This window comes from Flavobacterium sp. GT3R68, assembly GCF_007109225.1.
GTDB lineage: Bacteria > Bacteroidota > Bacteroidia > Flavobacteriales > Flavobacteriaceae > Flavobacterium.
Window position 1 is genome coordinate 194635 of sequence record NZ_VJZK01000005.1, and the last position, 24727, is coordinate 219361.

At 38.0% G+C, this 24727-nt stretch carries 20 protein-coding genes; 16 read left to right on the plus strand and 4 right to left on the minus strand.

What is annotated here, in order from left to right:
• The first annotated feature begins 138 nt into the window (after window positions 1-138).
• The 4 genes from FNW07_RS10990 (at window position 139) to hemL (ending at window position 5203) form a co-directional block, all read left to right on the plus strand.
• Window positions 139-1971: a T9SS type A sorting domain-containing protein gene (locus FNW07_RS10990; RefSeq protein ID WP_126744430.1), complete on the plus strand. Its 1833-nt coding sequence runs from the start codon at window positions 139-141 to the stop codon at window positions 1969-1971.
• A gap of 138 nt (window positions 1972-2109) precedes the next feature.
• Window positions 2110-3012 (plus strand): 1-aminocyclopropane-1-carboxylate deaminase/D-cysteine desulfhydrase, encoded by a 903-nt coding sequence (locus FNW07_RS10995; protein WP_255512756.1) that lies wholly within the window; start codon window positions 2110-2112, stop codon window positions 3010-3012.
• On the plus strand, window positions 3009-3887 hold the full coding sequence (locus FNW07_RS11000) for a glucosaminidase domain-containing protein (RefSeq protein ID WP_126744432.1): 879 nt from the start codon (window positions 3009-3011) through the stop codon (window positions 3885-3887). The genes FNW07_RS10995 and FNW07_RS11000 overlap by 4 nt, the downstream gene beginning before the upstream one ends.
• Before the next feature lie 29 nt (window positions 3888-3916).
• The gene (gene hemL / locus FNW07_RS11005) at window positions 3917-5203 is read left to right on the plus strand and encodes a glutamate-1-semialdehyde 2,1-aminomutase (protein WP_126744433.1); all 1287 of its coding nucleotides are present in this window, start codon (window positions 3917-3919) and stop codon (window positions 5201-5203) included.
• 58 nt (window positions 5204-5261) lie between these two features.
• Here the strand turns inward: hemL and FNW07_RS11010 are convergent, their stop codons facing one another.
• The 3 genes from FNW07_RS11010 to lysS form a co-directional block, all read right to left on the minus strand.
• Window positions 5262-5639, minus strand: a complete 378-nt coding sequence (locus FNW07_RS11010; protein ID WP_126744434.1) for a hypothetical protein — start codon at window positions 5637-5639, stop codon at window positions 5262-5264.
• 68 nt (window positions 5640-5707) lie between these two features.
• Complete coding sequence (locus FNW07_RS11015) at window positions 5708-6160, minus strand: hypothetical protein (protein WP_126744435.1); 453 nt, start codon at window positions 6158-6160, stop codon at window positions 5708-5710.
• Window positions 6161-6488: 328 nt separating this feature from the next.
• Entirely contained in the window at window positions 6489-8198 is a 1710-nt protein-coding gene (gene lysS / locus FNW07_RS11020) for a lysine--tRNA ligase (RefSeq protein WP_126744436.1), read from the minus strand.
• Between the two features lie 439 nt (window positions 8199-8637).
• Between lysS and FNW07_RS11025 the strand changes: the two genes are divergently transcribed.
• The gene (locus FNW07_RS11025; protein WP_126744437.1) at window positions 8638-9807 is read left to right on the plus strand and encodes a glutathione-independent formaldehyde dehydrogenase; all 1170 of its coding nucleotides are present in this window, start codon (window positions 8638-8640) and stop codon (window positions 9805-9807) included.
• A gap of 150 nt (window positions 9808-9957) precedes the next feature.
• On the plus strand, window positions 9958-10656 hold the full coding sequence (lipB, locus tag FNW07_RS11030) for a lipoyl(octanoyl) transferase LipB (protein WP_126744438.1): 699 nt from the start codon (window positions 9958-9960) through the stop codon (window positions 10654-10656).
• On the opposite strand, the gene FNW07_RS11035 is transcribed toward lipB, so the two are convergent.
• The gene (locus FNW07_RS11035) at window positions 10653-11252 is read right to left on the minus strand and encodes a ribonuclease HII (RefSeq protein ID WP_126744439.1); all 600 of its coding nucleotides are present in this window, start codon (window positions 11250-11252) and stop codon (window positions 10653-10655) included. The two genes, lipB and FNW07_RS11035, sit on opposite strands and share 4 nt — an antisense overlap.
• Before the next feature lie 198 nt (window positions 11253-11450).
• Between FNW07_RS11035 and FNW07_RS11040 the strand changes: the two genes are divergently transcribed.
• From FNW07_RS11040 to FNW07_RS11085, 10 genes are all read left to right on the plus strand, one after another.
• Window positions 11451-14534 (plus strand): SusC/RagA family TonB-linked outer membrane protein, encoded by a 3084-nt coding sequence (locus FNW07_RS11040; protein WP_126744440.1) that lies wholly within the window; start codon window positions 11451-11453, stop codon window positions 14532-14534.
• A gap of 11 nt (window positions 14535-14545) precedes the next feature.
• Window positions 14546-16009 carry a SusD/RagB family nutrient-binding outer membrane lipoprotein gene (locus FNW07_RS11045; RefSeq protein WP_126744441.1) on the plus strand — a complete coding sequence of 488 codons (1464 nt, stop codon included), beginning with the start codon at window positions 14546-14548 and terminating at the stop codon, window positions 16007-16009.
• Between the two features lie 12 nt (window positions 16010-16021).
• Complete coding sequence (locus FNW07_RS11050; protein ID WP_144265626.1) at window positions 16022-16951, plus strand: hypothetical protein; 930 nt, start codon at window positions 16022-16024, stop codon at window positions 16949-16951.
• Window positions 16952-17030: 79 nt separating this feature from the next.
• Complete coding sequence (locus tag FNW07_RS11055; RefSeq protein ID WP_144265627.1) at window positions 17031-18011, plus strand: hypothetical protein; 981 nt, start codon at window positions 17031-17033, stop codon at window positions 18009-18011.
• 135 nt (window positions 18012-18146) lie between these two features.
• Window positions 18147-20096, plus strand: coding sequence for a putative porin (locus FNW07_RS11060; RefSeq protein WP_126744444.1), 1950 nt, complete (start codon window positions 18147-18149; stop codon window positions 20094-20096).
• A gap of 191 nt (window positions 20097-20287) precedes the next feature.
• A complete protein-coding gene (locus FNW07_RS11065; protein WP_126744445.1) occupies window positions 20288-21649 on the plus strand; it encodes a pyridoxal-phosphate dependent enzyme in 1362 nt (453 codons plus the stop codon).
• Between the two features lie 79 nt (window positions 21650-21728).
• The gene (locus tag FNW07_RS11070; protein ID WP_126744446.1) at window positions 21729-22211 is read left to right on the plus strand and encodes a 3'-5' exonuclease; all 483 of its coding nucleotides are present in this window, start codon (window positions 21729-21731) and stop codon (window positions 22209-22211) included.
• Between the two features lie 84 nt (window positions 22212-22295).
• The gene (locus FNW07_RS11075) at window positions 22296-23567 is read left to right on the plus strand and encodes a DUF2851 family protein (protein ID WP_126744447.1); all 1272 of its coding nucleotides are present in this window, start codon (window positions 22296-22298) and stop codon (window positions 23565-23567) included.
• Between the two features lie 42 nt (window positions 23568-23609).
• Window positions 23610-23837 (plus strand): PspC domain-containing protein, encoded by a 228-nt coding sequence (locus FNW07_RS11080; protein WP_126744448.1) that lies wholly within the window; start codon window positions 23610-23612, stop codon window positions 23835-23837.
• A 7-nt stretch (window positions 23838-23844) separates the two neighbouring features.
• Window positions 23845-24723, plus strand: a complete 879-nt coding sequence (locus FNW07_RS11085) for a helix-hairpin-helix domain-containing protein (protein WP_126744449.1) — start codon at window positions 23845-23847, stop codon at window positions 24721-24723.
• The last annotated feature ends 4 nt before the right edge of the window (window positions 24724-24727 follow it).

Consider the following 24727-nt stretch of genomic DNA (forward strand, 5'->3'; position numbering starts at 1 on the left):
ATTTGTTGTCTGTTTTGCGTTTTATTACTAGCAAAGGGAATGACTGTCAATAAATTAAATACAAAAAAATGCAGTTTCATTTGTTTAATACCAAAAAACGATTATATTTGTTAAAATTAAACTTTATACCTGTATTCTATGAAGTCAAAACTACTTAAAGGTTCGCTTTTACTTGCTGCTGGATTTCTATTCCAAAATCAGGCAAGTGCTCAATTGTATGTTAGCCCCAACAGTTACGTTTTTGCAAATAACGAAGTAGTTTTTGTAAAACAGGACATGGAACTAAATGCAGCCACCAGTAATTTCTATCTTCGTAATGATGCCCAGTTATTGCAGGGAACTGCAGCGGCAGGGGCCAATAAAGGTCTAGGAAATCTATCTGTGTTTCAGGAAGGGACGGTAAATAATTATCAATACAATTATTGGTGCTCTCCGGTTGGAAACACCGCTTCGGCTACAGCCGTCAACAATCCATTTGGAATTACTCAGCTTAAAGATGTTACAGGTTTAACGACGAGTAATAATCCAACCGTATCAGCTTGGAATAACTATGATGGTACTGCGTCTCCTTTGACAATAGCGCAGTATTGGATATGGAAGTTTGTAACTTCCAATGCCTATTCACAATGGGTACAAGTAGGAGCCGCCACAACTGTTAATGCTGGAGAAGGATTTACCATGAAAGGTTCGTCCGGCACCAACGCCACTACAGTAAATGGGGTTCAGAATAATTCCGGAAGCAAACAACGTTATGATTTCAGGGGTAAACCAAATGATGGTAGCATCAGTGTGGCTGTATCCTTGAATAATTTTACTTTAGTTGGAAATCCATACCCTAGTGCAATTGATATTAACTTATTTTTACTTGACCCTTCCAATGCTGCTGTGATTACCGGAACGGCTTATTTTTGGGAACAAGTTGTTGTAAATTCGCACTATATTAATGCTTATCAGGGAGGATATGGGACTTACACACCAGGTGCTGGTTATACAGTAGCAGCTTTTAATAGCTATAACGGCTCGGGAGGTATAATTGCTCCGACAGGTAGTTCAGGTTCTGCAATCGAAAGAAGATTTTCTCCGATTGGACAAGGATTTATGGTTAAAGGTTCCGCTGCAGGTTCAGTAACAATGAAAAATACATTTAGAACATTTGTTAAAGAGGGCGTGCCTACTTTTTCCCAATTTGCAAGAGTTGCTGGTACAAATGATAACCCAGATTCTGAATATTTCCCAGAAATTCCAAATGTTGCCAACATTGATTATACCCAAATTAAAAAGGGTTACGCGCCACAGCTTAAAATTAATGCTATGTTCGATAACGTTGGCGTAAGACCTACGACTTTAGCGTTTGATAATAGTGCTACTGATGGATTTGACTACGGATGGGATGGAAGGTCTCCTTCTACTGAAAATGCGGAATTTTATTATGTAGTAGATAATGACGAGTATGTAGCCAGCGTGGTAAAATTCGATAAGGACAAAAGAATACCTTTAGGATTCAGATGTTTGCAACCTACTAACTTTAAAGTTAAACTCGTAGATGTATTGTATGGATTTGATGCTAATCAAAATGTGTATATCCACGATAAGGAAACAGATATGTATCATGATATAAAAAATGGTATGTTTGATTTGACGTTGCCTGCAGAAGATAATAGAACCCGTTTCGAATTAACTTTCAAAGATGCTGCAGCTCCTTTAGGAACTGAGGAAGCGGTTAATCAAAGTTTTGTGGTGTATCAAAATAACAATACCAAGAATGTAACGGTAAGCAATCCAATGCAGGTTGAATTGGCATCCTGTGGTTTATATGATGTGGCCGGAAAAATGATCTTTAGTAAAAAAGCTTTGGGGTCCAATACTTCTTATGAATTTTCAACTGCTAATTTGAGTGATGGAATTTATATAGTGAAACTGATTACTAAAGACAATTCAGAAATCAGCAAAAAAATCATTATCAAAAATTAATATTTCCTTTCTTTGTAAAGGATAAAATTTAAAAATCCCGATTGTTTTTACAATCGGGATTTTTTTGTGATGGGTCTTAGGTGCTGATATCGCCTGCGCAATCAATTTGTATCGTATCTTTGTATTATATTCAATGTTTTGGAAAAAATACTTACTCAGAAAATTAAACTTAATACTGATGATGTCTCTTTATATATAAGAAGGGAAGATTTGATTCATCCTTTTGTTTCCGGAAATAAATTCCGAAAATTAAAATATAATCTGATTCAGGCTAAAGAAGAAGGACTGAAAACATTACTGACTTTCGGAGGGGCATTTTCCAATCACATTGCGGCTACGGCCGCGGCTGGTAAGGAGCACGGTTTTAAAACCATGGGTGTCATTCGAGGGGAAGAACTCGCCGATAAGGTCCATGGCAATCCAACACTTCTGTTTGCGAGGCAAAGTGGCATGGAGTTGGTGTTTGTTTCAAGGGAAGAATATAAATTAAAAAGTCAAAACGATTTACTAAATCATTTAGAGCAACGATTCGGGCCGTTTTATCTTTTGCCGGAAGGCGGCTCGAATGCACTGGCTGTTAAAGGCTGTGAGGAAATTTTAACACCGGAAGATAGTGATTTTGATTATATTTGCGTTTCAGTTGGAACCGGCGGCACGATTTCTGGTATAATGAACAGTGCCATGCCGAGTCAGAAAATATTGGGTTTCCCTGCTTTGAAAGGAGATTTTCTGAAGAATGAAATCCGTCAATTTTCCACAAAGGAAAACATGAATTTAATTACGGATTATCATTTTGAAGGGTATGGGAAAATCAATGCAGATTTAATTGAATTTATAAATACATTTTACAAACAAAATAATATTCCGTTGGATCCCGTTTATACAGGGAAAATGATGTACGGAATATTCGATTTAATAGCGAAGGATTATTTTCCGAAAGGGACAAAAATTTTAGCCATTCATACTGGAGGAATTCAGGGAATTGAAGGAATGAATCAAAAATTGAAAAGCAAAAAATTACCATTAATATATTGGCAATGATAAAAAGAATTCTATTTCTCGCCAGCCTTTTGCTTGTCGTGAGTTGCAATACGGCCAAGCCAGTTGTACAAACTACCAAACCAAAGCCCAAAACTAATGAGACGGCTAATAAGCCTAAAGTTATTAGAAAACCTCATATTAGAGTTGAGCCTGAAAACCCTCCGGTAATGGCGCAGAAACAAGAGCCAATTATTGTTAAGCAAGAAGTTTTGGAAGCAACCACCCGTGTTAAAGTGACTAAAGAAATTGTACTGGCTTATATCAATAAATTTAAGGAAGTTGCCAAAAGCAATATGACACAATATGGAATTCCGTCCAGTATTATTCTGGCGCAGGGTATATTAGAATCTGGTGCAGGGACGGGGCCTTTGAGTATTGAAGGGAATAATCACTTTGGTATTAAATGCCACAAGGAATGGAACGGTAAAACCATCAAACATGATGATGATTCCGCCCAGGAATGTTTCCGAAAATATGATCAGCCAATGGAATCCTATAAAGATCATGCGTTGTTCTTAACCAGTAGACCATGGTATGCGGGACTATTCAAATTAAACAAGGATGATTATAAAGGATGGGCCAAGGGACTGCGGAGTGCCGGTTATGCCACCGATCCCAAATATCCCGAAAAGTTAATTGGGATAATCGAGCGCTATCAATTGGGTCAATATGATGCGGAAGTGTTAGGACATAATTATACATCGATGGCAAGTATTAACCTGGTGGCTTCTAATGCTGCCGAATATCAGGTGGCTCAAGGCGATACATTGTATTCCATTTCAAAAAAATTCAATCTGACGATAGAGGAATTAAAGCGTAAAAACAATATGTCTGACAATGCGATTTCGATTGGTCAGAATCTTAGAGTGCAATAATTTTTCACGTCACAAATCCCCTATTATACATGTTGTATCAACGTAGCAGTCAGCTGTTTGCTGAAGCTGAAAAAGTAATTCCCGGTGGAGTAAATTCTCCCGTTCGTGCGTTTAAAGCCGTTGGCGGAACGCCTATATTTGTTAAAAGTGCTCAGGGTGCTTATTTGTATGATGAGGACGGCAACCGTTTAATAGATTATATCAACTCCTGGGGGCCAATGATTTTAGGGCACGCTTATCCGCCTGTTGTGAATGCGGTAATTGAAAAAGCTAAATTAGGGACGTCATTCGGAATGCCAACTGCTCTCGAAACGGAAATAGCAGCATTGGCAGTGAAAATGGTGCCCAATATCGATAAAATACGTTTTGTGAATTCAGGGACTGAAGCCTGTATGAGCGCAATTCGTTTGGCTCGCGGTTATACCAAAAAAGATAAAATCATTAAGTTTGCGGGTTGTTATCACGGTCATTCGGACTCATTTCTGATTCAGGCCGGAAGCGGCGCTGTTACATTCGGAACGCCAAACAGCCCAGGTGTAACTGCAGGAACAGCGAAAGATACTTTATTGGCGCGTTACAATGATCTCAAAAACATCAGTGATCTGATAGAAGGGAATCAGAATGAGATTGCAGCGATAATTATAGAACCCGTCGCGGGAAATATGGGTTGTATTCCTCCAAATAAGGGCTATTTAGAAGGATTAAGAAAACTGTGTACCGACAATGATATACTTCTGATCTTTGATGAAGTTATGACAGGTTTCCGTTTAGCAAAGGGAGGTGTGCAGGAATTGTTTAATATTAAGGCCGATATTGTTACTTTTGGGAAAGTTATTGGTGGAGGTTTGCCTGTTGGGGCTTTCGCCGCCAGAGCAGAAATAATGAATTATTTGGCACCACTTGGGCCAGTTTACCAAGCCGGAACTTTATCTGGAAATCCATTAGCGATGGCGGCAGGTTTGGCTATGTTAAAAGCATTGAATGAGGATGAGTCTATTTTTAAAAGACTCGAAGAAAAAACGGCATATCTGGAAACGGGAATACGAAAAGTTCTTACGGCTAATAATGTGCTATTTACCATTAATAGGGTAGGATCAATGATTTCGGTGCACTTTGATGCCACACCAGTGACTGATTTTCAAAGCGCGGCTAGGGGAGATAATGAAAAATTCAAAAAGTTCTTCCATGGCTTATTGCAGGAAGGAATATATATTGCACCATCTGCGTATGAAACTTGGTTTCTGACCGATGCGCTGACTTATGAGGATCTCGATTTTACTATTGACGCCATTGATAAGGTTTCCAGTACATTATAAAATAAAAAAAGCTTTCGTGTCACGAAAGCTTTTTTTTTATGTTTAAATGAAGATAAGTCTAATTATTCGCGCCTATTAATTGATTGTAAAGAGCAGTATTTGCTTTAAGTTTAGCCAATTGAGTTCCGTCTATTGAAGCTTCTATTTTCAAACCCACATTTCTTGACATTTCTTTTTTGCGTTCTATAGATAAATCCTTATTCTGCATTGTTTCGTGCTTCATTTCAAAAAGTCTTGCGAAATCTTCTCTTTGAGTATCATTTAATCCTAAAAAATCCGATAGAGCATTTGCATCTTTCTGACCTGCAGCTGTTGGAGACAGGATAACTACTTCTTGGGAATTTGACTTTTTTGTTTGAGCATCATTGTTGCTTTGAGCATTTGCAGAAATTGTGAAAGCTAATAAAAGAGTAATTACTGTAACTATTTTTTTCATGGGACTGGTTTTAAAATCATTCCAAATCTAATTCAATTTAGTGAAATTGCAAATTAATTTTTGTTAAACTATTCAGGCTTGGGTGCTTTCATTTTATTACGCATCATTCTTTTGCGCATAGAACCTGCTTTATGCTCTTTCATTTCCTCCCATTTTTTCATCTGCTCCGGAGTCAGGATTTTTCTCACTCTTTCTTTCATCGCTATCTGCTCGTCCAGCATTCTGTTTTTTCGCGCAAAGCGCTCATCGGATGTCATTTTTTTAGAGGCATCTTTAGTTGCTTTTCTTTCTGCCATTGCAGCTTCTCTTTTAGCACTTTGCTCGGCGAGGAGTTTGCTCATCTCTTTCTGTTGGGAGGCATTCAGATCCAAATCTAAAGTCAATTTTTTCAAATGCAGTTGGCTTCGTTGTTCCGGAGTCATTTGCTCAATTCCAGCTTTGTCTGAATGCATTTTTCTTTTCTCTTGTGCAAAACCTGTCATTCCGACAATTAGTAGTGCGGCCACAATTATTTTTTTCATTATCTTAATTTTTAAGGTTATGTTGATAAGACTTTTGAAAATCTAAAAGGTTTAATGTTAACAAAATTTTGGGCAACGTCGTTTTTTGCATTAAATAAGAAAAGGGAACCCAATGAGTTCCCTTACTTATAATATAGTAGTGTATTACCCATTAAAAAGGGCTTTCAAATCCATATTCATTTTCTCATACTAATCAACAAACGGTTTGTTCGTAGTAACCTAAATTTTTAAAGGCGAATAACATATCTGTTTTTTTAATGCGGAGCAAAAACAAAAATCTGCCCTATAGAGAATAGACTTTATATTAAGACTCAGGAAAACAGTACGTTTAGCCTATGTATTCTACTGTTTTATATTCGCCCTCTACTGCAATTTTTACCAACGAATGTTTTGCTAGTCCTTTCATAGCAGCGTCCCATTTTTTTCCGCTCAATTCAGATTTAGTTTTTAACGCGACCAGATCCATTTTGTTGGCATTTATTTTCAAAAGATCCACAATTAATTTTTCCTCATCCAACAATTCAATCTGAGTTTGTTTTTTCTCCGGACGCATTTGCGGGAACAGCAATACTTCCTGGATAGAAGCATTATTGGTCAGGTACATGATTAAACGGTCCATCCCGATACCTAAACCGGAAGTTGGAGGCATGCCATATTCCAATGCTCTTAAGAAATCCTCATCAATAAATTCTGTAGCCTCATCGTCACCTTTTTGAGATAATAATAATTGGTGCTCAAAACGTTCTCTTTGATCGATTGGATCGTTTAGCTCCGAATACGCGTTTGCGACTTCTTTTCCGCAAACCATCAACTCAAAACGCTCCGTCAATTCCGGATTGTCACGGTGTTGTTTGCATAAAGGCGACATTTCTTTTGGATAATCGGTAATGAAGGTTGGCTGGATATAATTCCCTTCGCATTTAGCGCCAAAAATTTCGTCAATCAATTTTCCTTTACCCATTGTGGCATCCACATCAATTCCCATGGATTTCGCTGCTTCAAACAGTTCCGCTTCACTTTTTCCGGAGATATCAAAACCGGTAAAGTGTTTGATTGAATCAGTCATTGTTATCCGGGCATACGGCGCTTTGAAGTTTACCTGGTGTTCCCCAAAAGTCGCTTCAGTAGTTCCGTTTACTGCCAAAGCACAATGCTCTAAAAGACTTTCGGTAAATTTCATCATCCAGTTGTAGTCTTTATAGGCTACATATATTTCCATGGCAGTAAATTCAGGATTGTGCGTTCTGTCCATCCCTTCATTTCTGAAGTTTTTTGAGAATTCGTACACTCCGTCAAAACCGCCTACAATCAGTCTTTTTAAATACAACTCATTGGCAATACGCATATACAAAGGCATATCCAAAGAATTATGGTGCGTGATAAAAGGCCGTGCTGCCGCGCCACCCGGTATCGGTTGTAAAACCGGAGTCTCTACTTCTAAATAACCTTTGTCATTAAAGAAACTACGCATTGCATTGAACAATTTGGTTCTTTTGATGAAGGTTTCTTTGACATGATCGTTAACTGTCAAATCAACATAACGACGGCGGTATCTTTGCTCCGGATCTGAAAAAGCATCGTGGATTTTCCCGTCGGCATCCGTTTTTACAATTGGAAGTGGTTTCAGGGCTTTGGCCAAAACAGTCAATCCATAAATATGGACGGAAATTTCGCCAACCTGCGTTTTGAAAACAGTCCCGCGCACGCCTATAAAATCCCCAATGTCCAATAGTTTTTTGAAAACGACATTGTACATCGTTTTTTCCTCATCATCCGAAATGTCATCTCTGGAAACATACACCTGAATCCGCCCTTCAGCATCTTTCAATTCCGCAAAAGATGCCTTGCCCATCACACGACGGGACATCATTCTTCCGGCAAGAACTACTTCCTTACCATCGAATTTTTCAAAGTCCGCCAGGATTTCACTGGTATAAGCAGTGGTTACAAATTCTTGTGCCGGATATGGTTCGATTCCTAAGTTACGTAATTCCTGAAGTGCTTCTCTACGAAGTATTTCCTGTTCGGATAATGCCATTTTAGTCTGATTTTAAGAGCGCAAAGATACTATATAAGTTTCAAAGTCACAAAGACACAAACTCGAAGTTTTGGCATTAAAAATTTTTGATAAAAATAATTTTTTCAGGAGTCAAAACTTCGGGATTTGTCAAGTGAATTTTTTTCCTTCAATTCCCATTTTTTAAAAGAAATCTGCTAAATAAGACAAAAGATTTACTGCTCTGGTACTCGCGACCATTTGTATATTAATTTTTTTGTGTGAATTTCAGGACCTTATTGCAATATGGCTTGAGTGGGCCAAAACTGTAACAGTTTATTAACTGTCTGAAAATTAATTAATTAAAAAAATAGATATAACTTTAAACTTTTATTAAAATTTATTTGCAATACCAAGGTTTGCTCCAAATTTAACCGAAGAGTATCTAAAACAATAAATTAACTATATAAATAATGGTATTATGAAAGCACTTGTTTATTTCGGCCCTCGGGACGTACGGGTCACAGAAATGCCGGATGCCAAAATTGAGCAATCGACGGATGTATTGGTTAAAATAACAACTACTAATATTTGCGGATCTGACCTTCACATGTATGAAGGGAGAACTGATATGGAGTCAGGTAGGATATTTGGACATGAAAATTTGGGCAGGGTAATTGAAATTGGGAAAGCCGTAACTCAGATTAAAGTAGGGGATATGGTTTGTCTTCCCTTTAACATTGGATGTGGTCACTGTCAAAATTGTGAAAGCGGCTTAACTGGTTTTTGTCTCACTATGAATCCGGGAGTGGCAGGTGCTGCTTATGGTTTTGCTGGTATGGGACCGTACAGTGGGGGACAAGCCGAATACCTGCGGGTGCCTCATGGCGATTTTAATTGCCTTAAATTACCGGAAGACGCCATTGAAAAGGAAAATGATTATGTGATGTTGTCCGATATTTTCCCTACGGGGTATCACGCAACGGAATTGGCAGGTGTAAAGCCGGGTGATTCAGTGGTTATTTACGGTGCAGGTCCAGTTGGACTAATGGCAGCACATTCCGCAAGTATTAAAGGCGCCAGCAAGATTATGGTTGTCGATAATCATCCGGACCGGTTGAAGCTTGCTGAAAAATTGGGAGCCATTGCTATTGATTTCTCAAAAGGATCAGCTGTAGAACAGGTATTGGAACTTACAAAAGGCATGGGTGCCGATAAAGGCTGTGAATGTGTAGGTTACCAATGTTGTGATAAACATGGTACAGAGCATTCTAATATAACAATGAACGAACTCGTACAAGCTGTAAAAGCAACAGGTTCTATAGGGGTTGTCGGGGTTTTTGTTCCCAAAGACCCGAAATCAAAAGAAGCTTTACAGAAAAAAGGACACATGGATTTTGACTTTGGTCAATTTTGGATGAAAGGACAGCGAATAGCAACGGGACAGGCAAATGTAAAAGCTTATAACCGCCAGCTTTCTACATTGATTTCTGTTGGTAAAGCGAGTCCTTCATTGATTATTTCACACGAACTTTCATTGGACGAGGCCCCTGATGCCTACAAGCATTTTGATGCCCGCGACAAAGGATGGACAAAAGTGATACTGAAACCAGAGATGGTTGCGAGTAAAAAATCAAAAATTATTAAATGATTTGTTGTTCTAACACATCATCGGATCTTCTTTAAGACTATTATGACTCTCTATTTAATTTTAAAAATTCCCATATACAAAATCCGTTATTCAATAATTATTTTAAACCTTTGTACCTTTGTGCCTCAAAACCTTTGCTACTTCTAAAAAATGAACAAAAAAGTCCAACTCCAAGATTTAGGATTAAAAGATTATAAAGAAACGTGGGAATACCAGGAAGGGTTATTTAAAGAAATCGTTGATTTGAAAATCAGGAATAGGAGAGAAAACCTCACTTTAGAAACCCCGAATTATTTTTTATTTGTCGAACACCCGCATGTCTATACTTTAGGCAAAAGCGGTGATTTGGAAAATCTCCTTTTATCAGAAAAACAACTGGAAGCAAAAGGAGCCACTTTTTATAAAATTAACCGGGGAGGAGATATTACGTATCATGGACCCGGACAAATTGTAGGGTATCCGATTTTAGATCTCGAGAACTTTTTTACAGATATTCATAAATATCTGCGTTTTCTGGAGGAAGCCATTATTTTGACTTTGGCAGAATATGGATTGAGTTGCTCCAGAAGTGAAGGAGAAACGGGGGTATGGTTGGGAATTGGCACTCCATTTGCAAGAAAAATCTGTGCTTTAGGAGTGCGGGCTTCGCGTTGGGTAACTATGCATGGTTTCGCATTGAACGTAAACGCCGACCTGGGTTATTTCGACAATATTATTCCGTGTGGCATTAAGGGGAAAGCAGTAACTTCCTTAAATGTGGAGTTAGGAGTAGTTTCAGTGGATATTGAAGAAGTCAAACAAAAAATTCAAAAACACTTTTTAGGCCTGTTTGAAGCGGAATTTATTTAAATATCCAATTCTAACTGTTCCGGTAATAACCGAAAACTCATTCGGTGGTATTTTGTGGTGCCATATTTCCGGATGGCTTCGCGATGTTCCTTGGTTGGGTAGCCTTTATTTTGTTTCCAGTTATACATCGGAAATTCTTCATGGATAATATCCATATACGCATCGCGATAAGTTTTTGCTAACACGGAAGCGGCGGCAATGTTCATGAATTTGGTGTCCCCTTTCACAATGCAGCTGTATGGAATGCCATTAGTGGGTTTGAAGCGATTGCCGTCCACTATTATATATATAGGTGTAGGGGTCAGTTTCAACACCGATTCCTGCATGGCTTTTATCGATGCATTGAGGATATTTATCTTATCAATTTCCAAAGGCCCCAAATGAGTAACCGAATAGGAGACCGCCTGCTCTTCGATTATACATTTTAACATATCTCTAACCTTTTGTGATAATTGCTTGCTATCATTTAACGTTTCGTTAATAAAGCCACGAGGCAATATGACAGCGGCGGCGGTTACCGGACCGGCAAGACAGCCGCGGCCGGCTTCATCGGTTCCGGCTTCAATAGCGTGTGTAGAGTATTGATTCTGAAGCATGAAATAAATTTTTGCAAAAATATAAATTTTAACGCAACCTTTTGAATTCTTTTACATCTAAGAGGTAACAAACTGTTATTAATGTTTCTACTGCGCGTTATTTTTAACATAAATAAATAGTATTATTCCGGAGTAATATTTGTTTATTTAAGAAATTATTAAGAAGTTTGCGGAATAACTAACTCAAATAAATTTAATATGAGATCAAAGTTCAAATGGATTTTTACGCTATTATTGGCGTTATCAATGCAGTTTTCGTTTGCGCAAGAGAAAACTGTTACAGGTGTGGTTTCCGATGCTACGGGACCATTACCAGGTGCAAATGTTGTTGTTAAAGGTACAACTAGAGGAGTACAAACTGATGTTGATGGAAAGTATTCTATCAAAGCAAATGCGGGTGATGTTTTAGTTTTCTCTTTTGTAGGGATGACAGAAACTACCGCTAAAGTTGGTGCTTCTAACACCGTGAATGTTAAAATGCAGGATGGTGTAAGTTTGACCGAGGTTGTTGTAACGAGTTTTGGTATTAAAAGAAAAACCAAAGAACTTGCCTACGCAACCAAAAATGTTGAAGCAAAAGAATTAGTTCAGGCAGCTCCGATTAACGCGGTAAGTGCTTTGGCTGGTAAAGTTTCTGGTTTGAACATTATTACCAGAAATAATGGTGTAAATCCTTCAACGGCTATTATCCTTAGAGGTTACAAAAACATGACGGGTTCTAATGCTGCGTTAATTGTTATTGATGGTGTTGTTCAGCCGGCTACGGCTTTGGATAACCTGAATCCAAATGATATCGTTTCTGCTAACGTTTTGAAAGGAGCTTCGTCTACGGCGCTTTATGGTTCAGAAGGAGCTAACGGTGCGATCATTGTTACGACTAAACAAGGAAAAATTGGAACAGGTTTAGAAGTAGGAATGAATACAAGTTATACAGTGGAAAGAATTAAATATTTCCCTGAATTGCAGACTACATTTGGTTCTGGTGTCGACAACCTGTACGATCCATATGAAAACACGAGCTGGGGTCCAAGATTTGATGGTCTTCCAAGAAGATTAGGTCCTATTTTGGCTGATGGTTCTTACCAGACAGTTAATTATTCTGCAATCAAAAACAACAAAAGAGATTTCTTTGTTGATGGTATTACAACTATTAACGGACTTTCTATGAGTGGTGGAGATGAGAAATCAACTTTCTTTTTCTCTGCACAACGTGCTGATATCTCAGGTATTACTCCTAAAGATAAGTATACGAAAGACAACTTCAGATTGAATGCTTCCAGAAAAGGAGAAAAAATGAAGATCTCAACAGTTGTATCTTTTTTCCAGGATAAGAGTAACATCGCTGGAGGTGGAGGTTACCAGGACAGACCTTTGTTCTGGAGTATTTTGAATACACCAGCTCAAGTGCCGTTGACTAGTTATAAAGACTGGCAAAACAATCCTTTTGCTCAGCCAGAAGGATACTACAATGAGTACTATCAGAATCCTTACATGTTAATCGATATTGCTAGAGATACAAAAAGAGTAAGCAGATTGAATACAAATGTTAAGTTTGAGTATGATTTTAACAGCTGGATTTCAGCAACTTACAGTTTGGCTGGAACTTTCTTGAACCAATATGCTAAAGATACAAGAGCCGCTATTACCTATAATCCGGCTTTAGCTCCTACAAGAGTTGATGCGAATACGTCAGCTTCTGTTGATGAAACGATGGTTATGAATAAGAGGTTTAACTCGGATTTGATTTTTAAATTCGACAGAAAACTGACGGACTCTTTTAAAGCAACATTGCTTTTAGGGAATGCGGTTCAGACTGAAAGACAAAATGTTATAACTATCGGTGGAGATAATTTATTTGTACCAAACTTGTACAATCCAAGTGTAAGAACAGGTGAGTTATCAGGTGGTACTTCTGTTGTTGAGAGAAAACAAGTGGGTTATTTTGCTGATTTAACTTTAGGAATTAATGATTTCTTGTTTTTGAATGGTGCATACCGTTGGGATATATCTTCAGCATTACCACTTACTAACAATGGATTTGAATTCTTCACGTATGGTGCGTCTTTAAGTATGACAGATGCTATTGATAGCATGAAAGGTGATGTGCTTAACTTCTGGAAATTCAATGGTAGTTATGCAAGTACTGGGGGTACTCCTGATCCAGGATATATCAACGAATTGTATCCTACACCGGGCGGTTTCCCATTTGGTGATACTGTTGGTTTGGCAGTTCCTACAACAGCTGCAAGTCTTAACTTCAGACCTTCATCTAACAAAAGCTGGGAAGTTGGTACAGAGTTAGGGATGTTTAACAGCCGTTTGAATATTGGAGTGAACTATTTCCACATGATTTCATCTGACAACTTTTTGACTGGAGGAGCTTCTGCGGCTTCTGGTATTAACTTCTTGAAGCAAAATGCTGGAGAAATGGAGAATAAAGGTTTTGAAGTTGATGTTAACGGTTCTGTAGTGAAATCGAAAGATTTCGAATGGAAGTTAGGTGTGAACTTTTCTAAAATTGAGAATGAGGTTCTTTCATTAGGTGGAGAAGACAGACTTCAAGTTGGTTTAGCTACCACTGAAGTTGGTATTTTTGCGGCAGTTGGTTCTGCTTACCCATCTTTATTTGGAACAGCTTATACCAGAGACGATGAAGGAAGAGTGGTTATTGACGCTAATACTGGTAACCCAATCCTTAGTTCTGAATTGAAAAATTTAGGGTCTACAACACCAGATTTAGTTATGGGTTTCAATTCTTCTATCAGATTCAAACAATTGACGTTGACTGCTGTGGCGGATTACAAAACCGGACATGTTTATTACAACGACATGGTGGATGCTTTAGAGTTTACAGGTTCTACTTTACATAGTGCAACTTCTGGAAGACAACCTTTCGTATTCCCTAATTCATCTTATGAAACAGCTCCGGGTTCAGGTATTTATACTGAAAACACGAATATCACTACTTCTGATGGTGGTTATAACTTCTGGAGTGCTACTTACAACGGAATTAAAGAGAACTACGTAGTAGATGCTACAACATTCAAATTGCGTGAAGTTGCTTTGAATTATGAATTCCCTTCTGACTATTTGAAAAATACTTTTATTAAAAGCGTTTCTTTTGGTTTAGTGGCGAGAAACATCTGGATGTTGAGATCAGCTCAAAATAAATATACGGATCCTGAATTTACCAATGAAGGTCAGCAAGTAACAGGTTTTGGAACGCAAGGTCAATTGCCTCCAACTGCTTCTTATGGTTTCAAGATGGATGTTAAATTTTAATTTTATTAGATATGAAAATTTTAAATAGATTATGTATTGCTCTTTTTGCTGTTTTTTCGATGGCATCTTGTAGCGACGACTTCTTCGATGTGAATGCAAGTCAAAATAATGCAACGTCAGCTACACCGCCATTATCTTTACCAGTTGCTCAAAAGTATACTGTTGATATATTGTCAGGTGATTATAACTCATACAATACCTTAGGTAATCTATGGTCTTATGTATGGGCTGCCGGAGGTGATTACTCGTATTTTGTTGACGAAACGCAATATTTGATCAGTAGTGGTTTCAGACCAGGGTCTTTTAATAACGCATATTTGCGTTCTTTGAATAATTATGATGCTATTGAGAAGAATACTGAAGCTAAATATGCTAATTACAGAGCTATCGCTAAAATCATGAAAGCATTCCACTTTCAGTATTTAGTGGATATCTATGGTGATGTACCTTATTTTGAAGCTTTTCAAAGAGCGGCAAATACAACGCCAGCTTATGATGAAGGTCAGGTTATCTATGCTGATTTGATCGTTCAATTAACTGCTGCTCAAGATATGATCGCTGCTTCAGCTGCTGATGCTACCGTTCTTACTCCTGGAGCTGACGATGTGATGTTGCAGGGAAACATGACGTCATGGTCTAAATTTGCAAACACACTTAAATTAAGAATATTATTGCGTCAGTCTGAGATTGGAGTGACTGATTATTCTAGTGTAAACAACGGTATTGGTTTCTTAACAGAAACTGTTTATTGTAACCCGGGGTATACTAATGATACCAACAAGCAAAATCCACTTTATGCTGCTTTCGGAAAAACTGTAGCTGGAGATCCAGCGCCTAACTTTGGTGCAACTAGAGCTACAGATTATGCTGCTCTTAAATTGAACCAATCTAACGATGGAAGAAAACTAAGAATTTTTGCTAAAGTTGGAGCAACAGGTACTACTGTTGTTGGAATTGCTCAAAATGACCAATTCGGACCGTTCTCAAACACGCTATCTGCTGTAGGACCGGGTATCTTAAAAAGTTCTTCACAAAGCGGAATCATTATGCAGAAAGCTGAAAGCTTGTTGTTGCAAGCTGAAGCTGTTGCCAGAGGTTTTATTGCTGGTGATGCTGAAGGATTGTACAATGCTGCTGTTCAGGCTTCATTTGACGAATTGGGTGCTGGTTCAGCTGCCTCCTATTTAGCAAATGATAAAGCATATCCGGCTGGGGGTACTTTACCTCAAAAAATTGAAGCTATTATTTATCAAAAATGGGTTGCGTTAATGGGTACGAATGGTATTGAAAACTGGATCGAATTCAGAAGAACTGGGTATCCGGATATTCCTGTAGCTGCAAATGCTTCAAGTGCTGTTGCGCCGGTACGTTTACTTTACCCTTCTAGTGAATATGCTACTAATCCTGCTAATGTTCCTGCTCAAACTTCAAGTGATGCATTTACGTCTTTAGTTTTCTGGGATACTAATAATTAATAATTTAAAATTATGAAAAATACATTTAAAAAATTGTTTGTTTTTCTTTTGCTTGCCACTGCTGCTGCATCTTGCGATTCAGTAGGGGATGATAAGGAATTGAACTACGGAAACGGAGCGTATGTGGCGCAGTTCCCATTCGCTGAAAGCACAGGATACTTCTTGAAAGATGATGCTGTAATCTACGATTATAATGTACCTGTTCAATTAGTTGGTGGTAATGGTTTGGCTCTTACTAATGACGTAGTAGTTAGTTTTGAGCAGGTGACCTATGTTCCAGGAGTTGGGGATAACAAAGTCTCTGCTGTTGAAGGTGTTGATTTTGAATTCGTAAATACTGCGAACTCTTTCACAATTCCTGCTGGTAGTGCATTTGCTTCACTTCCAATTAGAGTTTTATCTGGTAATCTGAATGACCAAGCTCCTTCAGTTTTAGTTTTGAAGTTAACGGAAGTTGATGGATCAGGTACACCAGTTGTTGCTTCAGGAAATAAAGGTACAATTAGCCTTATATTGCAAGGTACTTGTACTTCTGACTTAGCTGGAAACTATAAAAATGTAACAACTAGACTCTCTACGGGAGCGCAGTATAAATTTGATTTAGATGTTTTCGATGAACTTGACCTGGGTATTTACAACACTTCTTATGTTGGGCCTTACTACGGTTTAGGTCAGACTGCTGGATCTTCTGGTAATACTGTTCTTCTTGGTGGAACCGCTGATGCTGGTTATACGTTCAAAGAAGTTTGTGGTAGAGTAAAAGTTGAAACTCAGAACCTGGGTGGTGCATATTCTAACGAAGTTCGTCAGAGTGCTGCACAATATGCTGCTAGTTCAGTAAATCCTGACACTGGGGTGATTACAATTGAATATTCTATTTGGTTTACTGGTAATACTGTAGAAAGAAAATTCAGAAGTATTTACACAAAATTAATACCGTAAATCAATTAATTAATTTTAATTTAAAAATAAAATGAAAAATAAATTTTCAAAAATTATAGGGTTATTTGCTTTCGCAGCGATGGTATCATCATGTGATCAAGGCGAAGATATTGCCCCAATTGTTGACTTGAATAAGCCGACAATGACGATTACTGCTGATGCAGCAGTTACAGTGGATGAGGGTGCAATCATCCCTGTAACATTCACCTTGAGCGCTCCTGTTGGAGAAGAATTCAGGGTGTATATTATGCTAGAGCAATCGAGTACTGCGAATGGACTTGACAGTGATGTTAAAGAGGCTTACCAAAATAATGCTTTTCAAAAAACCATTAAGATTCCTCCTTTCGTAACTACTTTCACAACTTTTATTGAAATTAAAGAAGATGTTGATGCTGAAGCATTGGAGCATTTGATTGTTACTATTGGAGATACAAGAACTACTGCGGTTATTTTTGAACCTAAAACTATCGATGTTAGTATTAACAATGTTGTAGCAAATGCATTGGTATTGGATTTCCATTTTGATAAAACTTTTGGTGTAAACGGTTATTCTAATACATTATGTAATATCGTTAGTGATCCAAATGTAACCGGTACGGCAGATAAATATGATATCGATTTCATCGTTTATGACGAAAACGGTGTTGCTGTTAATAACCCGGGAGCTACGGGTGCTCAAACTGGTGCTTGTACAGAATCATTGACTTTCAAGTTAGCTGATTATGCAGACGGTAGATATGATATCTATGAGTACTTGTATGGAAATGCTAGTTTGGATTTAGCTGGATTAACTTTTCCTTTATTGGGATTAGCGCAATTCGATATTCCAATTACTGTAGATTATTCAAGATCTGGTTCTATCAATGGTGTTTACACTCAGGAATCTGCTAACTTCTTTAATTCAAATACTCCGGTAGATACTGAAAACTATGTGATGTCGGTGGTTATTGCTACAGATGCTAACGGTGTTCGTACATTTACTATCCAGAATGGTGCAGGAATTGTTTCTGCTACTGGAAAACAGGTAAAAAAATCTGGTCACATCAACAGAAGAAAATAATCTTTTCTTAATTGATAAATCTAAAACGCCTTGCTTATGCAAGGCGTTTTTATTTTTAGTAATATTCAAGTTTTATAGTTTATATAAACCCATTATTAAATCCATTTCTATATTTTTGTACATTACTTTTTAATTATGAAAATATTCTTTTCTTTCTTTATATTTCTGTTGACTTTTTCCGCCATCGCTCAGGAGGAAGAATTGTCCAAAAAAATTAAGGAAAATAACAATCAGGTTGTGCTCGATAAAACAAAGGCCACAATCGATCAATACAGGATTATCTCGCTGGAACGAGATACGACCTATGTTGATACTTCATTAACCATTCAGGATGAATATGAATATAATTATCTTCGAAAGGACAATTTCGGACTGTTGCCATTTGCTAACGAGGGACAGACCTACAATACCCTTCAATACAGTCTGACACAATTCTCCCCATACCCGGAATTCGGCTTCAAAGCCAAACATTTCAATTTTTTGGAAGCCAGTCAGGTTAAATACTATTCGGTAGCGACTCCGTTAACCGAATTGTACTTCAAGACCGTAATGGAACAGGGACAGAACCTGGATGCATTTATTACTTTGAATACTTCGGCCCGTTTTAATTTTTCGATTGCCTATAAAGGACTTCGCTCCTTAGGGAAGTATATCAATCAATTGTCCAGTACGGGAAATTTTAGATTTACCACCAGTTACAACACCTTAAATAAGAGATATTTTGTAAATGCCCATTTCACCGCGCAGGATATACTCAATGGGGAAAATGGCGGAATCACTACAACCGAAGATTTTGAGAGTGGGGATGGCACTTATAAAAACCGCGCTCGATTGAATGTCTATTTCAAAGATGCCAAATCTTTCCTGCGTGGAAACCGGACTTTTATTGATCACAGTTTCCAAATCAATGGTAAGAAAGGCAGTAACAACCTATACCTGACCCACCAGTTCAATTACGAACATAAATTTTTTGAATTCAACCAACCAACCATAGCCACGACCATTATTTCTTCGAGCGTTTCGGAACCAACTATTGTATTTAACAGATTCGGGAAAACCTACGTTGGCAGCAATATCAATGATCAGACCCGCTATGATAAAATGTACAACCGAATTGGTGTGGCTTATGAAAATAGGACTCTCGGCAAATTTCTCTTTTTTGTAGACGACTTCATGTATGACTACTATTACAACTCAACGCTTTATCTATCTGCTGCCCCAACTATTCCGAATCGATTAAATGACAGGATTAACAGCGTTGGTGGCCAGTACGAATACATTAAAAACAAATGGAATGGGAAATTCCTGTATTCTAAATCGATTTCTGATCAGGATTTGTCCAATCTTGACGCCCGGTTGAATTACAAGTTTAACGACAAAAACAGTCTGAGTTTCCAATATCAGAACATCAATAAACTGCCGGATCATATTTATAATTTGCATCAAAGCAGTTATATCAGCTACAACTGGTATCACGATTTTAAAAACGAAAAAGTAAACAACATCAAGGCCGAAGTCCTGACGCAATATGCAAGCGCATCGGTTCAGCTTACGACATTAAACGATCATCTGTATTTCAGTAACGATGGCATTGGGAAAGAGCAGTTGGTCTCGCCAAAGCAATATGACAAGACCATTAATTATCTTTCATTGAAGGTCAGCAAGGAATTCAAATTCCGGAAATTTGCACTTGACAATACCATCCTGTATCAAAAAACCGATCAGCCGGACAACATCCTGAATGTGCCGCAAATCGTTACCCGAAATACGTTGTACTATTCAGATCACGTGTTCAAAAGAGCGATGTATTTACAGACCGGAATTATATTGAATTATTTCACTAAATATTATGCCAACGATTACAATCCGATAATAGGAGAATTTTTTATCCAGCAGCAAAAGAAAATCGGTGCATTCCCAACCGTGGATTTCTTTATCAACGCCCGTGTCCGTCAAACCCGCATTTACCTCAAGGCTGAGCATTTTAATTCTGCCTGGACTGGAAATGATTTTTATTCAGCGCCCAATTATCCTTACCGGGATTTTATGGTCCGTTTCGGCCTGATATGGAATTTCTTTCAATAATCATTTTTAAGATAAAAGCATAGTCATTGCGAAGATGTGAATCTGGGCGTTTTAACGCGCTCTCCGCTATATCTTTACTTGCTTAAAGAAAGCAAGCAAAGGATGCCGCTGCCATCACGAACGCAATCCCGGACATAAGGCTATTTTGAATAAAACAATTATATTTGCATTTTTAAACATAGAAACTCAAAATGAAATACGCAGAAAATATATTAGAAACTATCGGTAACACACCTTTAGTGAAGTTAAATAAAGTCACCAAAGAAGTGGATGCCCTGGTTTTGGCCAAAGTGGAAACTTTTAATCCCGGAAACTCCGTTAAGGACCGTATGGCTGTAAAGATGATTGAAGATGCGGAAGCCAACGGATTATTAAAACCAGGCGGAACAATCATCGAGGGAACTTCCGGAAATACTGGTATGGGCCTGGCCTTAGTAGCGATTGTCAAAGGATACAAGTTAATCTGTGTGATTTCAGATAAACAGTCCAAAGAAAAAACAGATATCCTTCGTGCCGTAGGCGCTAAAGTAATTGTATGCCCTACAGACGTTGAACCAACCGATCCCCGCTCATACTATTCAGTATCCAAAAAATTAGGGGAAGAAACGCCTAATTCATGGTATGTGAACCAATATGACAATCCATCGAATTCCATTGCCCATTACGAGCAGACCGGTCCTGAAATCTGGGAACAGACCGACGGAAAGATTACTCATTTCGTAGTTGGGGTAGGAACCGGAGGAACTATTTCCGGAGTTGGAAAATATCTAAAAGAAAAAAACCCAAACATTAAGATTTGGGGTGTGGATACATATGGATCTGTTTTCAAAAAATACCATGAAACCGGAATCTTTGATGAAAATGAAATCTACTCTTACAGTACCGAAGGAATCGGGGAAGACATTCTTCCTAAAAACGTTGATTTCTCCTTGATTGACGGCTTTACTAAAGTTACAGATAAGGACGCCGCAGTATATACCCGTAAAATTGCTTTGGAAGAAGGGATTTTTGTAGGGAATTCAGCCGGTTCTGCTATCAAAGGATTATTGCAGCTGAAGGAACACTTCAAACCGGAAGATGTCGTAGTGGTGTTATTTCATGATAGCGGAAGCCGTTACGTGGGTAAAATGTTTAACGACGACTGGATGCGTGAAAGAGGCTTCCTGGACGAAGATATTACTAAAGCCGAAGATGTTATTAAAGATCATATCGATAAGCCGTTAGTAATCGTTCGTACTGAAGAATTGGTGTCCCACGCCATTGAACGCATGCGCAAATTTAAAATCTCGCAAATTCCGGTAGTGGATATCAATGGGTTTGTAGGCTCGATAGACGAGACCAATTTGTTTCAGAGTTATGTAACCGACAAAAGTATTGCTGATAAGCCTATTCGGGAAATTATGGGCAAACCATATCCAATTGTAATGGCTACTGCTGCAATCGAAGATGTTTCCAAATTGTTTTCTAAAGACAATCAGGCCGTTTTGGTGGATTTAGGAAATCATAAATTCCATATTATCACTAAATATGATATGATTGGTTCTATAAAGTAGGACTAATAAGCATAACTTCATAATTTGCCGCTACACCGGTCCTCTGGTGAAAGCGGCATTTTTAACTTAAATCAGCACAATGACTTTTACCGCTATAGATTTTGAAACCGCAACAGCCTTTCATCCGTGTTCCGTTGGAATTGTAACAGTGGAGAATGGCGTGATCGTGGATGAATTTGTAAGCCTGATAAAACCGCCCAATAATGTGTATTCCCCATTTACCATTCAGGTTCACGGGATATATCCAAGGGATACGGTCAATGCCAAATCCTTTGCGCAGGTATTTCCCGAAATTCAAAAACGTCTTCAGAACCGGATTGTCGTTGCCCATAATGAAAGCTTCGACCGGAATGTCCTTACCAAGTCCATGGCACTTCATAATTTGGAATATGCTGATTTAAATATTGCTCATCGTTGGGAATGCACGGTAAAAATCTACAAAGCCAAGGGACTCAAACCAACCAAACTCAGTGATTGCTGCAGGGCGATGCAGATTACACTGAACCATCATGAGGCCTTGTCCGATGCACGTGCCTGTGCAAAACTCTACCTGATGAAATAATTTTGTAAGAAAATAGTTACTTTTTAAACTTTTTGTATTACCTTAGTAATTCGTAAACGCCAGAGTAATTATTTTTAAGCCAAAATGAAAGAAGATTTCCTCCACTATCTGTGGAAATATAAGAAGTTTGATACCGCAAATTTGCGCACTGCTCAGGGGGAAGATATTTTACTCATTGATGGTGGTCAATATCTTCAATTGGCAGGACCGGATTTTTTCAATGCCCAACTTATTATTGGGAACCAAAAGTGGGCAGGTAATGTAGAAATCCATATCAAATCATCGGATTGGTATTTGCACCATCACGAAACAGATGCTGCTTACGAAAATGTTATTCTACATGTGGTCTGGGAACATGATGCGGAAATTTTCAGAATTAATAACACTGAAATACCGGTTTTGGAACTTAAGAATCATGTCCCAAAAGATACTTTAAGCAATTATCATTCATTACTTACTCCAAAATCCTGGATTTTCTGCGAAAAACAAATCGCCACTATTGATGCTTTTCATTTCACCAATTGGCAGGAACGATTGTTTTTTGAAAGATTGGAACGAAAATCAAAACCGATACAGGACTTATTGGAAAGCACCAAACAGGATTGGGAAGCGGTGTTGTTTTGTCTTTTGGCGAAAAACTTCGGATTGAATACCAATGGGGAAGCGTTCCTTAACAGCGCGCAGTCAGTTCCCTTTTCAATTATCAGAAAGGAAAGTTTTGAAGTTGAAAATTTAGAAAGCCTTCTTTTGGGCACTACAGGTTTACTTGCAGCCGAGAAAGAGGATGCGTATTATAAAGATCTGCAATTCCGGTATTCGTATCTGCAGCATGTGTACCAGATTGAAAAATGGCATATTACACCAGTGCAGTTTTTCAAGCACCGCCCTGATAATTTCCCGACGATCCGGTTATCCCAATTAGCCAACCTATACCATCAGCAGCGACAATTATTTTCAAAAATGATAGCAGCGCATTCAATAAAAGACATGTATAAGCTGTTCACTGTTTCTGCTTCCCCTTATTGGGAGACGCATTATCAGTTCGACCGGAACAGTCCGAAAAAAATTAAAATACTTTCAAAATCATTTATTGATCTCCTTATTATTAACACCATTATACCGATTCAATTCGCTTATGCACAAAGCCAAGGGAAAGAGATTGCAGAACATCTGATTGAACTATTGCAACAGGTAGCTCCTGAGCAAAATGCAGTCATCGAAAAGTTTGATTCTTTTGGGATTATTTCAAAACACGCTTTTGACTCGCAATCCTTATTACAGCTCAAAAATGAATATTGTAATAAGAGCAGATGCTTGGAATGTGGTATTGGAATGACATTATTGAAATCAATCTGAAACTTTTGTAACTTTGAAATTCATAAATCTGAAACATATAAAATGTCATTTGTAATCCGACTTAAATATTTTTTCGAAACACACGGCTTTAATGCGGCTTCCCGTTTAGCAGACCGATTAGGAATGCGCGCCAGCAGCGTCCGCCTGTTTTTTATTTATATATCCTTTGTGACGGCAGGGTTATGGTTTGGGGTTTATTTGACACTGGCTTTTTTAATCAGACTGAAAGATTTAATTCGGGCAAAGCGCACATCGGTATTTGACTTATAAATCATTTATGACATTAAAATCCTTTTTCCAATTTTCCAATGAGCAGCGAAGTGGTATTTTCATGTTGTTCACCATCAGTATCGCGCTACAGTTGAGTTATTTTTTTATTGATTTTACAACCGCTGAAAAGGATTCCAAAGAAAAATTGCAATGGCTCGCGTTCCAAACGGAAGTGGATTCCTTAAAGCAGGTTCAGTATGACTACGTGCCGAAAATTTATCCGTTCAATCCAAATTTCATCACGGATTTCAAAGGATATAAACTGGGAATGTCAGTTTCGGAAATCGACCGGCTTTTGGCATATAGAAAATTAAACAAATACGTCAATTCTGCTGTCGAATTCCAACAGGTAACAAAAGTTTCCGATTCACTCCTGAACGCTATTTCTCCCTATTTTAAATTTCCGGATTGGGTTACCAATAAAAGCAATACTAATTCCTATGCCCAAAAATCGTTTTCTAAATTTAATAAAAAAGAAAAGATTGTCATATTGGATATCAATCTGGCAACGCAAGAGGATTTGGTCAAAGTCTATGGTATCGGGGCAGGCCTGTCCGAAAGAATCTTAAAGCAAAAGGAAATTCTGGGTGGTTTTGTCAGTATGGAACAAATGAAAGATGTCTGGGGTTTGTCGCCCGAAGTAATAGAAAGCCTGAATAAATCCTTTAAGGTTTCGGTACAGCCAAAATTAAAAAAGGTCAATGTAAATAATGCTTCCGTAAAAGATTTGTCCCAATTCCCATATTTCAGATATGCGCTGGCAAAAACAATTGTGACCTACAGAAGTATGAACGGAGACATAAAAACAAAGGAAGATTTACTAAAAATTAGGAATTTTCCAGTTGATAAAGTTGATATAATTGCCTTATATTTGGACTTTAATTAATTAT

What these genes read in the sequence shown, in the direction of transcription:
- FNW07_RS10990 (WP_126744430.1), top strand. Translation starts at nt 139, where the DNA reads ATGAAGTCAAAACTACTTAAAGGTTCGCTTTTACTTGCTGCTGGATTT.
- FNW07_RS11000 (WP_126744432.1), top strand. Translation starts at nt 3,009, where the DNA reads ATGATAAAAAGAATTCTATTTCTCGCCAGCCTTTTGCTTGTCGTGAGT.
- hemL (WP_126744433.1), top strand. Translation starts at nt 3,917, where the DNA reads ATGTTGTATCAACGTAGCAGTCAGCTGTTTGCTGAAGCTGAAAAAGTA.
- FNW07_RS11010 (WP_126744434.1), bottom strand. Translation starts at nt 5,639, where the DNA reads ATGAAAAAAATAGTTACAGTAATTACTCTTTTATTAGCTTTCACAATT.
- FNW07_RS11015 (WP_126744435.1), bottom strand. Translation starts at nt 6,160, where the DNA reads ATGAAAAAAATAATTGTGGCCGCACTACTAATTGTCGGAATGACAGGT.
- lysS (WP_126744436.1), bottom strand. Translation starts at nt 8,198, where the DNA reads ATGGCATTATCCGAACAGGAAATACTTCGTAGAGAAGCACTTCAGGAA.
- FNW07_RS11025 (WP_126744437.1), top strand. Translation starts at nt 8,638, where the DNA reads ATGAAAGCACTTGTTTATTTCGGCCCTCGGGACGTACGGGTCACAGAA.
- lipB (WP_126744438.1), top strand. Translation starts at nt 9,958, where the DNA reads ATGAACAAAAAAGTCCAACTCCAAGATTTAGGATTAAAAGATTATAAA.
- FNW07_RS11035 (WP_126744439.1), bottom strand. Translation starts at nt 11,252, where the DNA reads ATGCTTCAGAATCAATACTCTACACACGCTATTGAAGCCGGAACCGAT.
- FNW07_RS11040 (WP_126744440.1), top strand. Translation starts at nt 11,451, where the DNA reads ATGAGATCAAAGTTCAAATGGATTTTTACGCTATTATTGGCGTTATCA.
- FNW07_RS11045 (WP_126744441.1), top strand. Translation starts at nt 14,546, where the DNA reads ATGAAAATTTTAAATAGATTATGTATTGCTCTTTTTGCTGTTTTTTCG.
- FNW07_RS11050 (WP_144265626.1), top strand. Translation starts at nt 16,022, where the DNA reads ATGAAAAATACATTTAAAAAATTGTTTGTTTTTCTTTTGCTTGCCACT.
- FNW07_RS11055 (WP_144265627.1), top strand. Translation starts at nt 17,031, where the DNA reads ATGGTATCATCATGTGATCAAGGCGAAGATATTGCCCCAATTGTTGAC.
- FNW07_RS11060 (WP_126744444.1), top strand. Translation starts at nt 18,147, where the DNA reads ATGAAAATATTCTTTTCTTTCTTTATATTTCTGTTGACTTTTTCCGCC.
- FNW07_RS11065 (WP_126744445.1), top strand. Translation starts at nt 20,288, where the DNA reads ATGAAATACGCAGAAAATATATTAGAAACTATCGGTAACACACCTTTA.
- FNW07_RS11070 (WP_126744446.1), top strand. Translation starts at nt 21,729, where the DNA reads ATGACTTTTACCGCTATAGATTTTGAAACCGCAACAGCCTTTCATCCG.
- FNW07_RS11075 (WP_126744447.1), top strand. Translation starts at nt 22,296, where the DNA reads ATGAAAGAAGATTTCCTCCACTATCTGTGGAAATATAAGAAGTTTGAT.
- FNW07_RS11080 (WP_126744448.1), top strand. Translation starts at nt 23,610, where the DNA reads ATGTCATTTGTAATCCGACTTAAATATTTTTTCGAAACACACGGCTTT.
- FNW07_RS11085 (WP_126744449.1), top strand. Translation starts at nt 23,845, where the DNA reads ATGACATTAAAATCCTTTTTCCAATTTTCCAATGAGCAGCGAAGTGGT.